General features: G+C 61.6%; 16 protein-coding genes. 10 read left to right on the forward strand and 6 right to left on the reverse strand.

Annotated features, from left to right (window positions below; genetic code table 11):
* The first annotated feature begins 175 nt into the window (after positions 1-175).
* Genes ACYZTX_RS12920 through ACYZTX_RS12945 form a run of 6 tightly spaced genes read left to right on the forward strand, consistent with a single transcriptional unit; the run spans position 176 to position 5,414 of the window.
* Entirely contained in the window at positions 176-1,348 is a 1,173-nt protein-coding gene (locus tag ACYZTX_RS12920; RefSeq protein WP_462034353.1) for an acyl-CoA dehydrogenase family protein, read from the forward strand.
* The gene (locus ACYZTX_RS12925) at positions 1,345-2,538 is read left to right on the forward strand and encodes an acyl-CoA dehydrogenase family protein (protein ID WP_462034354.1); all 1,194 of its coding nucleotides are present in this window, start codon (positions 1,345-1,347) and stop codon (positions 2,536-2,538) included. Before ACYZTX_RS12920 ends, ACYZTX_RS12925 begins: the two co-directional genes overlap by 4 nt.
* Before the next feature lie 14 nt (positions 2,539-2,552).
* Positions 2,553-3,335 (forward strand): SDR family oxidoreductase, encoded by a 783-nt coding sequence (locus ACYZTX_RS12930; protein ID WP_462034355.1) that lies wholly within the window; start codon positions 2,553-2,555, stop codon positions 3,333-3,335.
* A gap of 2 nt (positions 3,336-3,337) precedes the next feature.
* On the forward strand, positions 3,338-3,796 hold the full coding sequence (locus tag ACYZTX_RS12935) for a MaoC family dehydratase (protein ID WP_462034356.1): 459 nt from the start codon (positions 3,338-3,340) through the stop codon (positions 3,794-3,796).
* A gap of 31 nt (positions 3,797-3,827) precedes the next feature.
* Complete coding sequence (locus ACYZTX_RS12940) at positions 3,828-5,030, forward strand: acetyl-CoA C-acyltransferase (protein ID WP_462034357.1); 1,203 nt, start codon at positions 3,828-3,830, stop codon at positions 5,028-5,030.
* Positions 5,031-5,414 (forward strand): steroid Delta-isomerase, encoded by a 384-nt coding sequence (locus ACYZTX_RS12945; protein WP_462034358.1) that lies wholly within the window; start codon positions 5,031-5,033, stop codon positions 5,412-5,414.
* 111 nt (positions 5,415-5,525) lie between these two features.
* On the opposite strand, the gene ACYZTX_RS12950 is transcribed toward ACYZTX_RS12945, so the two are convergent.
* Positions 5,526-6,011 (reverse strand): SRPBCC family protein, encoded by a 486-nt coding sequence (locus tag ACYZTX_RS12950; protein WP_462034359.1) that lies wholly within the window; start codon positions 6,009-6,011, stop codon positions 5,526-5,528.
* Between the two features lie 17 nt (positions 6,012-6,028).
* Positions 6,029-6,802: an SDR family oxidoreductase gene (locus ACYZTX_RS12955; RefSeq protein WP_462034360.1), complete on the reverse strand. Its 774-nt coding sequence runs from the start codon at positions 6,800-6,802 to the stop codon at positions 6,029-6,031.
* Positions 6,803-6,965: 163 nt separating this feature from the next.
* On the opposite strand from ACYZTX_RS12955, the gene ACYZTX_RS12960 reads away from it, so the two are divergent.
* Genes ACYZTX_RS12960 through dmpG form a run of 4 tightly spaced genes read left to right on the forward strand, consistent with a single transcriptional unit; the run spans position 6,966 to position 10,571 of the window.
* Positions 6,966-7,808 (forward strand): alpha/beta fold hydrolase, encoded by an 843-nt coding sequence (locus ACYZTX_RS12960; RefSeq protein ID WP_462034361.1) that lies wholly within the window; start codon positions 6,966-6,968, stop codon positions 7,806-7,808.
* The gene (locus ACYZTX_RS12965; RefSeq protein WP_462034362.1) at positions 7,805-8,596 is read left to right on the forward strand and encodes a fumarylacetoacetate hydrolase family protein; all 792 of its coding nucleotides are present in this window, start codon (positions 7,805-7,807) and stop codon (positions 8,594-8,596) included. Before ACYZTX_RS12960 ends, ACYZTX_RS12965 begins: the two co-directional genes overlap by 4 nt.
* 18 nt (positions 8,597-8,614) lie before the next feature.
* Complete coding sequence (locus tag ACYZTX_RS12970) at positions 8,615-9,523, forward strand: acetaldehyde dehydrogenase (acetylating) (RefSeq protein WP_462034363.1); 909 nt, start codon at positions 8,615-8,617, stop codon at positions 9,521-9,523.
* 13 nt (positions 9,524-9,536) lie between these two features.
* On the forward strand, positions 9,537-10,571 hold the full coding sequence (gene dmpG / locus ACYZTX_RS12975) for a 4-hydroxy-2-oxovalerate aldolase (RefSeq protein WP_462034364.1): 1,035 nt from the start codon (positions 9,537-9,539) through the stop codon (positions 10,569-10,571).
* Positions 10,572-10,624: 53 nt separating this feature from the next.
* Here the strand turns inward: dmpG and ACYZTX_RS12980 are convergent, their stop codons facing one another.
* The 4 genes from ACYZTX_RS12980 to ACYZTX_RS12995 all read right to left on the reverse strand — a co-directional run bounded on the left by ACYZTX_RS12980 (position 10,625) and on the right by ACYZTX_RS12995 (position 13,947).
* Positions 10,625-10,792 carry a hypothetical protein gene (locus ACYZTX_RS12980; protein WP_462034365.1) on the reverse strand — a complete coding sequence of 56 codons (168 nt, stop codon included), beginning with the start codon at positions 10,790-10,792 and terminating at the stop codon, positions 10,625-10,627.
* A gap of 209 nt (positions 10,793-11,001) precedes the next feature.
* Positions 11,002-11,550, reverse strand: a complete 549-nt coding sequence (nudE, locus tag ACYZTX_RS12985; protein WP_462034366.1) for an ADP compounds hydrolase NudE — start codon at positions 11,548-11,550, stop codon at positions 11,002-11,004.
* An 87-nt stretch (positions 11,551-11,637) separates the two neighbouring features.
* On the reverse strand, positions 11,638-12,768 hold the full coding sequence (locus tag ACYZTX_RS12990) for a helix-turn-helix transcriptional regulator (protein WP_462034367.1): 1,131 nt from the start codon (positions 12,766-12,768) through the stop codon (positions 11,638-11,640).
* A gap of 135 nt (positions 12,769-12,903) precedes the next feature.
* Complete coding sequence (locus tag ACYZTX_RS12995; RefSeq protein WP_462034368.1) at positions 12,904-13,947, reverse strand: Rieske 2Fe-2S domain-containing protein; 1,044 nt, start codon at positions 13,945-13,947, stop codon at positions 12,904-12,906.
* Between the last annotated feature and the right edge of the window lie 95 nt (positions 13,948-14,042).

Genomic DNA, 14,042 nt, shown 5'->3' on the forward strand with positions numbered 1-14,042 from the left:
TGATGGGGGCGGCCGCCCATGGGCCAGGCGTTCAATCCTCGGCGGATCGGCCTCGGCATCGCCCATTCGGACTAGGCAAGGCTGACGATTCTGTCGTGTGCCACTGGCACCAAACTCGAAGGCCAGAGGGGTGTCGCTTCATGCGTGCCCCGCCTAACGAGCAGAAGGCGCCGCGATGGAGTTTGCATTCAGCGACGAACAGGAAATGATCCGCGCATCGGCCGAGGGCTTTCTCGCCGACGTCTCGGATTCTGCCGCCGTGCGAGCGGCGATGGTCAGCGAGCGAGGTTTTGACGAGGCGCTCTGGCAGCGCCTGTGCCGCGAAATGTACTGGCCGGCAATTCATATTCCCGAAGCGTACGGCGGCCTGGGACTGGGCTTTGTCGAACTGTCGATTTTGCTGGAACAGATGGGCCGACGCTTGCTGTGTTCGCCGTTCTTCGCCACCACCTGCATGGCCACACCCGCGCTGTTGCTGGCCGCCAACGAACAACAAAAACAACGCTGGCTGCCGTTGATCGCCGACGGCAGCCTCACCGCAACGCTGGCCTTCAGCAGCGCCAACGGCTGGGCGGCCAAGGATGTTCAGGCCACGGTGGTGACAGAGGGCGAGGGCTTTGTGCTTGATGGAACCCTCAATCATGTGCTCGACGGGCACAGCGCTGACCTCTTGATCATCGCCGCACGGGCTCCCGGGTCGACCGGCGAGGCGGGCATCAGCCTGTTCGCCGTGGATGCGGACCAGGCAGGGATCGAGCGTCAAATGTTGCCGACCATGGACCAGACCCGTCGTCAGGCTCGGATTCAGCTCAAGGGGCTGTACCTCAGCGCTGACTGCCTGCTCGGTGAGTTCGGCGCGGGCTGGCCGCATCTGCAGCGGGTCCTGCAACTGGCTTGCATCGGCCTGGCTGCCGAACAGACCGGTGGCGCGCAGCAGGTGCTCGACCTGAGCGTTGCCTATATGCAGGAACGCCAGCAGTTCGGTCGACCCATCGCCAGTTTCCAGGCGCTCAAACACCGCGCCGCCGACATGATGCTGCAGGTCGAATGTGCACGTTCGGCCAGTTACTACGCGGCCTGCGTGGCCCAGGAAGTCCTCGATCCTGAAGGCGACCCGCAGGTGGCCGCCGAGCTACCGCTGGCGGCGGCGCTGGCCAAGGCGCAGTGCTCCGAAACCTATTTCCACTGCGCGTCCGAGTCGATCCAGTTGCACGGCGGCGTTGGTTTCACTTGGGAATACGACCCGCACCTCTACTTCAAGCGCGCCCGTGCCAGCGAAAGCTTTCTCGGGCTACCGGCCTGGCATCGCGAGCGCATTGCCGCAGTGATTCTTGGAGAGCAGCCATGAAAATCAGTTTCAGTGAGCAGGACGAGTGCTTCCGTCAGGAAGTGGCCGACTGGTTGAGCGCGAACCTGTGCGGCGAATTCGAGCCCCTGCGTTTTCGGGGTGGCCCGGGTGACGAACATATGTTTCCCGAGGAACGCAAAGCCTGGGAACGCAAACTCGCCGAGGGCGGCTGGACCTGTGTCGGTTGGGCGCCGGAGCACGGTGGGCGTGGTCTGTCGATCAGCCAGCAAGTGATTTTCCACGAAGAGTACGCCCGCGCTGGCGGCCCCGGTCGCATGGGGCATATCGGCGAAGGGCTGGCCGGGCCGACCATTGCCGCGTTCGGCACTGCCGAGCAGCAACAGCGCTTTCTACCGGGAATCGTCAGTGGCACGGCGTTCTGGTGCCAGGGCTATTCCGAACCGGGGGCCGGGTCCGACCTGGCCAACGTCAAGACCCGCGCGGTGCTTGATGAAGCCAGCGGCACTTGGGTGATCAACGGACAAAAAGTCTGGACCTCCCTGGCCCATGAGTCGGACTGGTGTTTTGTGATCGCCCGCACTGAACCGGGCAGCGTTGGCCATCGCGGCTTGTCCTTCTTGCTAGTGCCCATGGCCCAGACGGAGATTACCGTGCGGCCTATCGAGCAGCTCACAGGCACCTGCGAGTTCAACGAAGTGTTCTTCGATGATGCCTGCACCGACGCCGCCAATATCATCGGCGCGCCGGGCGAGGGCTGGAAGATCGCGATGGCGTTGCTCGGTTTCGAACGCGGGGTATCGACCCTCGGCCAGCAGATGCAATTTCACAATGAACTGAACGAAATCATCGCCATCGCCCGGGCCAATGGCGCCGCGCGTGACCCGATCCTGCGCCAGCGCCTGGCCGAGGCCTGGAGCGGACTGCGGATCATGCGCTACAACTCGCTGCGCATGCTGTCGGGTGCGCAGGACGGTTCGCTGCGCAAGGAAGCGACCATCTACAAACTGTTCTGGTCCACCTGGCACGCCAGCCTCGGCAAGCTGGCGATGGACGTCCTCGGCGCCGAGGCCGAAGTGCTGGAGGCCGCGCCTTACCAACTCACTCGTTTGCAATCGCTGTACCTGTTCAGTCGCGCCGACACCCTCTACGGCGGCAGCAACGAGATCCAGCGCAACATCATCGCCGAGCGCGCCCTGGGAATGCCCAAAGAACCGCGCCTGCCTACCTGACCAAGGAGTTTTCCATGTCTGTTCCTCACTATGTTGCAGGTCACGGCCTGTTGCGTGACAAGTCGGTGCTGATCACGGCCGCGGCCGGTGCCGGTATCGGTTTTTCCGCCGCGGTGCGTGCCGCCGAGGAGGGTTGCCGCGCCTTGATGATCAGCGATATCCATGAAGGCCGGCTTGCAGAAGCGGTGTCGAAAATCCGCGAAACGACTGGTCTGCAACAGGTCTTCGGTCAGGTCTGCAATGTCGCTGACGAAGCTCAGGTTCAACAGCTGATTGCCAGCGCCGAGCGTGATCTGCAGGGTGTCGATGTGCTGATCAACAACGCCGGTCTGGGTGGTTCACGGCTGCTGGTAGACATGACGGATGAGGAGTGGAGCCGGGTCCTCGATGTGACGCTCACCGGCACCATGCGCATGACCCGGGCCATGTTGCCGAAGATGATCGAGCGGCGCGCCGGGGTCATCGTCAACAACGCTTCGGTTCTGGGCTGGCGGGCGCAGAAAGAGCAGTCGCACTACGCCGCGGCCAAGGCCGGGGTCATGGCGTTGACTCGATGCGCCGCGGTCGAGGCCGCCGACTACGGGATCCGCATCAACGCGGTGAGCCCGAGCATTGCGTTGCACGATTTCCTGCGTAAGTCCGCCCCCCAGGCGGTGCTCGATCAGCTCGCCGCCAACGAGGCGTTTGGCCGTGCCGCCGAGGTCTGGGAAGTGGCCAACGTGATGATGTTTCTGGCCAGCGACTACAGCTCCTACATGACCGGCGAAGTGTTGTCGGTTTCCAGTCAGAGGGCTTGAACATGCCACGTGTTTTCGACACGCCCTGCGCCTTGCACGATGCCGTGGGAGAGGTGCTGGGCGTCAGCGACTGGCTGGTTCTTGCGCAGGACCGCATCGACCGGTTCGCCGAGGCGACCGGTGATCACCAGTGGATTCACGTTGATCCGCTCAAGGCAGCCAGCGGTCCCTTCGGCGCCTGCATCGCCCATGGCTATCTGAGCCTGGCGTTGGTCAATCTGTTTTTACCGCAGATCGTCGAGGTGCGCGGCATTGCCATGGGTGTCAATTATGGCTGCGAGCGGGTGCGCTTTCCCACGGTGGTACGTGTTGGCTCGCAGGTGCGCGGCAGTGCGCAATTGATGGCGGTCGAGGAGGTCAAGGGCGGCGTTCAGGCGACCATTCGCGTCAGCGTCGAAATCGACGGCGAGGAGCGTCCCGGCTGTGTGGTCGACACCATCAGCCGTTACTACCCCGCGTGAACCCTTTAGCAGAACATTCGAGGAATCCAGTATGAAAGAAGCCGTCATCGTTTCGACCGCCCGTACCCCGATCGGCAAAGCCTTTCGCGGTGCATTCAATGACACCGAAGCCCCGCAGCTCGGCGGTCATGTGGTGCGCGAAGCCGTGCGTCGCGCCGGCATCGAGCCGGGCGAAGTGGACGATGTGATCATCGGCGCGGCGGCGCAGCAGGGCACGCAGTCCTATAACTTGGGGCGTCTGTGCGCGATTGCCGGCGGCTTGCCGACCTCCGTCGCCGGGATGGCCGTTGAACGCCAATGTTCATCGGGCCTTATGAGCATTGCCATGGCCGCCAAAGGCATCATGTGCGATGAAATCGACATCGCCGTGGCCGGTGGCCTGGAGTCGATTTCGCTGGTGCAGAACAAGCACAAGAACCTGTACCGCAATCAGTCAGGCTCGGTGATTGAGCTGGATCCGCACGCTTATATCCCAATGATCGAAACCGCCGAGATCGTCTCCGCACGCTACGGCATTTCCCGCGAGGAACAGGACGAATACAGCTACCAGAGCCAGGAGCGTACCGCGCTGGCTCAGAGTAATGGATTGTTCGACCGTGAACTCGCACCGCTGGCCAGCCGCAAGGCGATCTTCGACAAGGCCAGTGGCGAAACGCGCTTTGAGGCCGTCACCTTGCTGCGCGACGAGTGCAACCGCATCGACACCACCCGCGAAAGCCTGAGTGCGCTGGAACCGGTGTGGCCGGGCGGTCAGTGGAGTGAAAAGGGCCGCTTCATCACGGCCGGCAACGCCTCGCAACTGTCCGACGGTGCTTCTGCCTCGGTGTTGATGAGTGCCAAATTGGCCGAGAAGCGTGGCCTGGAGCCGCTGGGGATTTATCGCGGGATGGCGGTCGCCGGCTGCAATAGCGATGAGATGGGCATCGGCCCGGTCTACGCCATCCCGAAACTGCTCAAGCGCCATGGACTGACCGTGGACCACATTGGCCTCTGGGAGTTGAACGAGGCGTTCGCCTGTCAGGTGCTGTATTGCCGCGACACCCTGGGCATTCCCCCCGAACGCATGAACGTCAATGGCGGCGCGATTTCGGTGGGCCATCCTTTCGGCATGTCCGGTGCGCGGATGGTCGGTCACGCGTTGGTCGAGGGGCAGCGCCGCGGTTTGCGTTACGTGGTGGTGAGTATGTGCATCGGCGGCGGCATGGGTGCAGCAGCACTCTTCGAGGTGGTCTGAATGGTCAGTGCACAACAGATTCAAACGACCATGGCGCGTTATGTGGAGTTGGTGGATGCCGGTGATATCGACGCAATCATTGTGCTCTATAGCCAGGACGCGGTGGTCGAAGACCCGGTCGGCAAGCCGCCGATTCAGGGCCTTGTCGCCATCGAACGCTTTTACCGTGAAGGTCTGGGCGCGAGCAACGTCTCGGCGACCTTGACCGGCCCTGTTCGGGCGACGACGAACGGTTGCGGGGCTATGCCATTTCGGGTTGATATGGAGTGGGCCGGGCAACCGTGTTCGCTTCATGTGATCGATGTGATGGAGTTCGATGCGGACGGCAAGATCCGCTCGATGAAAGCCTATTGGAGCGAGGTCAATCTGGGCCCGCAGCCCTGAGACGATTCCCTGTAGGAGAGCTGGCGCAGCCTGCGATCTTTTGATCTTGATCTGGTCGGCGACGCAGATATCGCCAGGATCGCAGCCTGCGGCAGCTCCTACAGTGACCGGTTACACCCCGAGGGCTTGGGAATATTCCGCATTCTGAGTCTGCCCGGTTTCGTAGAAGGCCTTGAGGTTCTCGGCGATCTGTCGCACGACGTTGTTGAACGCCTTGGCCAGCAACCATTCCACCAGCCTGCCACCGCGCAGGCTGTAGTTCATTTGGGTGGTGATGCGTGTCGCGTCACCCTCAGCCTGCAAGGCATAACTGAAGCTGGCCTCGCGAAACGGGAAGGGCGCGCCGTCACTGGCGCGGTGCAGGATCAGGACAAAGCCTGCACCTTCCTGCCATTGCACCACGCTCTCATCCAGCCACTGGCCGCCTTTGCGAAACACCCGGCGACTGGCGCCAAGCCCTTCACGTGCGCCGGGATGAAGCTGGCAACCGGTCAAGCCCGGCACGTAATGCGGGGCGAGGCTCAAGTCGCGCAGTTTGGCCCAGGCAGCGGCCGGGGTAAGGTCAAGCAGGACGCTGTGGCTGGCAATCGCGGGCATGTTGGAATTCCTCTTGTTCAATGGGAGTGTGCCGCGTCGAGAAAGGCCGGGCGCTCGCCACCGCCGTGCACGGTGATGTCCGCGCCGCTGACATAACGTGCCAGCGTTGATGCCAGGTACAGACAGGTATCGCCGATGTCTTCCGGAGCCGCCAGGCGTTGCAGCGGGATGGTCGCTGCCACCCGGGCAATGCCCGCCTGATCGCCATAATGCATGGCCGCCTGCTCGGTGAGAATCAGCCCGGCCGTGACGGCGTTGACCCGTACCTTGGGTGCCCACTCCACGGCCAGCGAGCGGGTCAGGTTCAGCAGCCCGGCCTTGGCCGCGCCATAGGCGGCAGTGCCGGGCGAGGGGCGGGTCGCGCTGATGCTGCAAATGTTGATGATCGCGCCGCCGTCGGTCTGCATCTGCATCACCTGATTGGCCTGCTGACAGAGATTCAGCGGCGCCAACAGGTTGAGGCGGATGATCGCTTCGCTAAAGCGCGGCGAGGCACTGGCGGCGTCGGCATTCGGTGAACCGCCGGCATTATTGATCAATACATCGAGGCGACCGAAACGCTCGACGATACCGTCGATCAACCGCCCGGACTGCTCGACATCCCGCAGATCACAGGGCACAAACAGCGCCTCGCGTTCAACACTGGCGGGCAACGTTTGCGGTGCTTCGCGACCGCAGATCACCACCTCGGCGCCGCAGTCGAGAAAACGCTGACTGATGCCGCGACCGACCCCTTTGCCACCACCGGTGACCAGTACCACTTTGCCGCGAAAGTCCATCGGATCAAGCATGGGATACCTCGTTCTGTCGCTCGGGAATGCTGCCGATGCTAGGTCCGCGGCACCAGGTAGCCAACGTCCGAAAAGACTAGAGCGGCGTAGTCCTGTCGGACGATGTTGTTTGCCCGGGCGCTCGGAATAATCCGGCGACAACAACAGGCCGGGAGGACACCTTATGGGCGCATCAGCGCAAGGGCACTTCGTTACGCTGCCGCAGGGTTTGCAGCTGCATTATCTGGACATCGGCGGGCAGGACGTCGGCAGCGGCGAGCCGGTGATTTTCATCCACGGCAGCGGACCGGGCGCCAGTGGTCACGGCAACTTCAAGCAAAACTACCCGTCGTTTGTCGCGGCCGGCTACCGGACCATCGTCCCCGACCTGCCGGGTTATGGCGCTTCAGATAAGCCAGACACCCTCTACACCCTGGACTTCTTTGTGGCCGCCTTGAGCGATTTGCTCAATGCCCTGGATATCCAGCGATGCGTGCTGGTCGGCAATTCTTTGGGCGGTGCAATCGCGATCAAACTGGCCCTCGACCAGCCGCAGCGGGTGAGCCGATTGGTGCTGATGGCCCCGGGCGGCCTGATGGAAAAAGAACAGTATTACTCGCAGATGGAAGGCATCCAGAAAATGGGTGCGGCGTTCGCCAAGGGTGAACTGCACGATGCGGTAGGAATGCGTCGGCTACTGGCGCTGCAATTGTTCGATGAGTCCTTGATCAGCGACGAGACGGTCAATGAGCGGGTCGCCGTGGTGCGACAACAACCGGTCTGCGTGTTGTCGACCATGCAAGTACCGAACATGACCTCGCGCCTCGGTGAGTTGCAGTGTCCGACCCTCGGTTTCTGGGGCATGAACGACAAATTCTGCCCGGTGTCTGGCGCGCAAACGATGATGCAGCACTGCCGGAACATCCGCTTTGTACTGCTCAGCGAATGCGGGCATTGGGTCATGGTCGAGCACCGTGAGCTGTTCAACCGCGAGTGCCTGGCGTTCTTTGAGGAGGCTCGCTCATGAGTGAACAACTGCGTCATCAATACGGCGAAGAGCTTTATCAGGCGCTACTGAGCGGCACCACCCTGGCGCCGCTGACCGAGCGCTGGCCATCGATCAGCATCGAAGACGCCTACCATATTTCCCTCTACAGCATCGAACGCCGCGTGGCCGCCGGTGACCGGATTGTCGGCAAGAAAATCGGCGTAACGTCGGCGGCGGTCCAGCAAATGCTCAACGTGCATCAGCCGGATTTCGGCTTCATCACCCGGCAGATGTCATTCGCCAATGACGCGCAAATCTCCCTCGCCGCGAACAAGCTGATCCAGCCGCGCGCCGAAGGCGAAATTGCGTTCAAGCTCAAGCACGATCTGATCGGCCCCGGTGTTACCGAAGCCGACGTGCTGGAAGCGACCGAGTATGTGATGCCGTGCTTCGAAATAGTCGACTCACGAATTCATGACTGGCGCATTCGCATTCAGGACACCGTCGCCGACAACGCCTCTTGCGGTGTGTTCGTGCTGGGCGATGTTCAGGTCGATCCACGGACGCTGGATTTGCCCAACTTGCGCATGCGCGTGTTCAAGAATGGCGAGCCTCTCAGCGAAGGCCTGGGCTCGGCGGTGCAGGGCAATCCGCTGACGGCCGTGGCCTGGCTGGCCAACACCCTGGGTGCTTTCGGTATTCCGTTCAAGGCCGGAGAAATCATTCTCTCAGGCTCTTTGGTGCCGCTGGAGCCTGCGCGTGCGGGCGACCGTTTTTCTCTGACCATCGATGGCCTGGGCAGTGCCCAGGTGTCCTTCTGCGCCTGACCTGTGGGGTTTAACCGGATGAGCAAGAAACTCAGAGCGGCCATTATCGGCCCGGGCAATATCGGCACCGACCTGCTGATGAAAATGTATCGATCGCAATGGATCGAGCCGGTCTGGATGGTCGGCGTCGACCCCCAATCCGAGGGCCTTAAACGCGCCCGTGAATTGGGCGTGAAAACCACGGCCGAGGGCATCGACGGGCTGCTGCCCCATGTGCTCGACGATGATATTCGCATCGCCTTCGATGCCACGTCGGCCTATGTACACGCAGAAAACAGCCGCAAGCTCAACGAACTGGGGGTGATCATGATTGATCTCACGCCAGCGGCCATCGGTCCGTTCTGCGTGCCGCCAGTCAATCTCAAGGAGCATGCCTTGAGCCTGGCGATGAACGTCAACATGGTGACATGCGGTGGTCAGGCGACCATTCCGATGGTGGCTGCGGTGTCGCGGGTCCAGTCGGTGAGTTACGGCGAGATCGTCGCCACCGTGTCCTCCGGGTCGGTCGGTCCGGGCACCCGTCAGAACATCGATGAGTTCACCCGCACCACGGCCGGCGCGGTCGAGAAGATCGGCGGCGCCCGACGCGGCAAGGCAATCATTGTTATCAACCCGGCCGAACCGCCGCTGATGATGCGCGACACCATCCACTGCCTGACTGACGATGAGCCGAATCAGGATGCGATTCGCACCTCGGTGTTGCAGATGGTTCACGAGGTGCAGCGCTACGTTCCCGGCTACAAGCTGATCAATGGACCGGTGTTCGATGGGCGCAAGGTGTCGATTTTCATCGAGGTCGAAGGCCTCGGCGACTTCCTGCCAAAGTCCGCCGGCAACCTCGACATCATGACCGCCGCGGGGCTGCGTACCGCGGAGATGTTCGCCGAAGAAGCCCACAAGGGCACCCTGCAACTGCCCGTCCGTTGAGTGGAGAATTGCCATGAATTTGCAAGGTAGAAGCGTCCGTCTGCACGACATGAGCCTGCGCGACGGCATGCATGCCAAACAGCATCAGATCAGTCTGGAACAGATGATCTCGGTGGCGACCGGTCTCGATGCGGCCGGCGTGCCGCTGATCGAAATTACCCACGGCGATGGCCTGGGCGGTGCGTCGCTGAACTACGGTTTGCCCGCCCACAGCGACGAGGAATACTTCGCGGCGGTGATCCCGCGTATGAAGCAGGCCAAGGTCTCGGCGCTGTTGTTGCCCGGTATCGGCACCCTCGATCATTTGAGAATGGCCCATGAACACGGAGTATCGACCATTCGCGTGGCCACCCACTGCACCGAGGCGGACGTCTCCGGCCAGCACATCGGCATGTCAGCGAAGATGGGCCTGGATACCGTCGGCTTTCTGATGATGGCGCACATGATCAGCGCGGAAAAGCTGCTGGAGCAGGCGCGGTTGATGGAGAGTTATGGGGCCAACTGCATTTATTGCACTGACTCGGCCGGCTACATGCTGCCTGATGAAGTCACTGAGAAAATCGCTGCATTGCGCGCAGGGCTGAGTGCCGGGACCGAAGTAGGTTTTCACGGTCACCACAACATGGGCATGGCGATTGCCAATTCCCTTGCCGCGATCGAGGCGGGCGCCGCACGTATCGACGGTTCGGTGGCGGGGCTGGGCGCGGGGGCGGGCAATACGCCGCTCGAAGTGTTTGTCGCGGTGCTGGAGCGGATGGGCGTCAACAGTGGCATCGACTTGTACCGGATTATGGACGTTGCCGAGGACCTGGTGGTGCCGATGATGGACCAGCCGATCCGTCTCGACCGCGATGCGCTGACCCTGGGTTACGCCGGGGTCTACAGTTCGTTCCTGTTGTTCGCCAAACGTGCCGAGCAAAAGTATGGCATTGCCGCACGTGAACTGCTGGTGGAATTGGGTCGACGCGGCACCGTCGGCGGTCAGGAAGACATGATCGAAGACCTGGCGCTGACCCTGTCACGTTCGCGGGGTGTCCTGCCAACCTGATCTGGCGACCGCACAAAAAGCCACCGGCCTTGCTTGCAGGCCCGGTGGTTTTTTTATGGAAGAAGATTACGCACCAGTGGGGGATAGCAGTTGATGGCAGCACTCGAACAACTGAAAAACGCGGTGGTCGGTCGGTAGGCTTCGTTCTTGAACAGCTGACACAGGCTGGCACTGCTGCCGGCGCAGACGATGATAAACAGGGCACAGGTGGCTTTTCGCATGGCGAGTCTCGACACAAATTTTATTGTTGTAGAGGCAAGGTATTGCGGCTGGCGGAACGTGGCTTCGTCCAAATGGACTAGATGGAAAAAGATCAAAAGATCGCAGCCTTCGGCAGCTCCTACATGGATTGTGTACACCCGCAAATCAATGGATGTACACGAAACCTGTAGGAGCTGCCGAAGGCTGCGATCTTTTGATTTTGGCGATTTTAGATGCGCCGGGCGATGGCCCCCATGGCCATGAACAGTGCAGCAATGGCCCGCGCTTCGTTGAGTTCGCCGCGGGCGACGAGGTCGGGGATTTGCGTCAGGGGCACGCGCAGGCATTCCAACGGTTCGGGCTCGTCGCCGACCAGTTGGCAGGGGCTCAGTTGCTCGGCCAGCACCACCTGGTAGCGATGACACAGATGACCCGGTGCCAGGGTCAGCTCACCCAATTCACTGAGGCGTGCGGCGCGCATCCCGACTTCTTCGCAGAGTTCGCGTTGCGCCGCTTGCAGATAGTCTTCATGGGGTTCTGCGCCGCCCTTGGGCAGGCCGAGTACCGTTTTTTCGACACCGACCGCATATTCACGAACCAGCAACACATGCAGCGGATCGGGCATCGCCACCAGCATCACCGAGCGATAGCCGGTGCCGCGCAGACGCTCGTAAACCCGCTGCTGGCCATTGCTGAATTGCAGGTGCAACGCTTCGATCTGAAAATAGCCGCTTTCAGCCAGCAATTCGGTCTTGAGGATGGTTGGACAGTTGCGCATGGTCAGGCCCCTGGTTGGGATAAAACCACTGTGCGCCATGCCGGGATGGCCGCCATCGTCCGAGCGGACGAGGGCGGAGGTTGAACGCTAACCGAGGGTCGCCACGCTGCGCAGGATCAGGCGCACCAGCATGGTCTGGCGGGTCACGCCGGTTTTGGAGAAGGTTGACCGAAGGTGCGCCCGCGAGGTGTTGCGGCTGATGCCCAGCGCCTCTGAGGCTTCGTCGAGGGTCAAGCCGTTGGCCAACAACATCGCCAGTTGAGTTTCGGCCGGGGTGAAGTCGAACAGCGCGCGGACGATCTCCTGTGGCGCGGTGGACTGTTGTTCCGGGTCGCTGATGAAAATCACCACGGTGGGGCACTGTTTGCCTTCGCTCCAGTCCGACAATGGCACCGAGCGCACGATGATCCCCAGGTCCGCACGCCCGGACGGCCGTTGCACGCGAAGGGCTTCGACCACCGACGGGTTGCTGCTTTTTTGCGAGAGCAGCGATTGTTTCACCAACCGCCGAAACTCTTGAGTGTCACGTGCCGTGCCGACTTGCAGGGCGTCGTTGACCAGTTTGATGCCGTCCTTTTCCTGGATCAGCCGATCGGCGACCTGGTTGGTTTGCAGCACTTTGCCGGCCTCGTCGAGGATGATCGTACCGACCGCCATCTGATTCACCGCACCGGCGTAAAGGTTGCGTTCGGCTTCGATGCGATTGAGCTGCATGTGGATCTTGATCGAGCGTTCCAGGTGCGGAATGAAATGCGTCAGCAAGGCTTTCTCTTCGTTGCCGAAGGCCTTGTCATCGCGGCCGCGACTGATGCGGATACGGCACTGGGCGCCGTCGCAGGTGTTGATATCGGCGCCGAGGATGTGGAACACATCCACCGGTTCGAGGAAATTCTTGTAGAACTCCGAGTGTTGCCAATCGTCGTTGGAGACGAACTCGGCGAGGGTCACCACCTGGCGGTTGGGCAGGTCGACGAACGGGTCGAGGGTAAAAAAGTGTTTGTTGTACGACGCGGTCGCCTCGGTCGAGGTGCCAGTGGTGTTGACCATCAGACCGTCCACATGCGCGCTGGGCGGGCGCAGGATGAAGGTCACGTACTTGCTTTCCAGGTACACGTTGAGCTGGTTGAGAAAGGTCGCCCAGGGAATGGTTTCCAGCGGCCCCTGATAGAGGTTGCCGAGTAGATCACTGAACGTATCGAGGCTGAGGCTCTGCTGCATAGGGAAAACCGTTCTTATTATTAGCGTTGGCGGTGGCCGAGAATAAGCGCCGATATCGACTCCTTGCAACGCTCGGGCTCAAGGCCTGACGGGCGGCAGCCGGTCAGGCGCAGGGAGCGCGACAGGCCGTGGGAATCAGGCCCGTTCGCTGGCGCGCACGACAAACCGTTTGTGCTCCAGCACGTCGGCCGAGAGTGCCGCGATGTCGGTGTAGAACTGCTCGTACCAGCGGCGCAACTGATAGACCGGACCGTCGCCGTCACACAGTAGCGGGTTGTCGACGTGGGTCTTGCTGTGCCAGATAGTCACGTCTTCGTAAAAGGCTTCCTGGGCCTGTTGCACATAGGCCTTTGCCATCGCCTGATTCTGTTCTTCGCTAAGCCCCGGGATCTTTTTCACCAGCACGCCGTAGCGCAGGGTGAAGCTGTCGAGGTCGATCGGCACATGGCAGTTGAGCAGGATTGAATGGATCGGCTGGCCGTTCATCGCGCCGGTCATTTCGGTGATCTGGTAGGCCGGGCCGAAGTAGGTGGCCACGGTGCTCAACACGCTGTCACCGGACAAGCGCTCACTGCGAGCGCTCATGATCTGGGTGGCCAGGTGGCCTTCGAAGACGTTGCTGAACGCCTCGACGGGTGCGCCATGCACCGTGCCGAAGTGCGCCATGTCGGCGATGTTGTCGATCAATTCGCGGCAATTGGTACCAATCTGCAGTTCGGCGACTTCCCACGCGGCCCACTCGTCACTGAAGCAAGCGTCAATGCGCGGGATGCGTTGCTCAGGGAGCGGCGGGTTGCCTTCCGGGTCATTCCAGACGAACAGCAGCTGGTTTTCTTCCATGAGCGGCCAGCTCTTTAGTCGCGCCCGTGGCGGAATACGCTTGGCGTAAGGAATGTCATCGCAGACACCGTCGGCACCCCAGCGCCAGGCGTGGAACGGGCAGCGAATCGAGTTGCCTTCAACACAACCGGTACTGAGGTCGGCGCCCATGTGCGGGCAGTAGCCATCCAGAATATGCAACTCGCCGTCATCGCCTTGAAAGGCCACCAGCCGGGTGCCGAACACCTCCAGACGATGGGCTTTGCCGTCGCGGTATTGGGCGGCCAGACCCAGACAATGCCAGCCACGGGCGTAGCGGTCTTCCAGCAGTTTGGCTTCGATGCGGTGCAGGGTACTCATCTTATTATTCTCCCAAGGTTCACGGGTTTGGCGCGTATCAGGGATTCTGCCGCCCCTGTAGAAGCAGGCATCGTCTGAATGGACGATGGCCGGTG

Source organism: Pseudomonas sp. MDT1-17 (genome assembly GCF_054898105.1).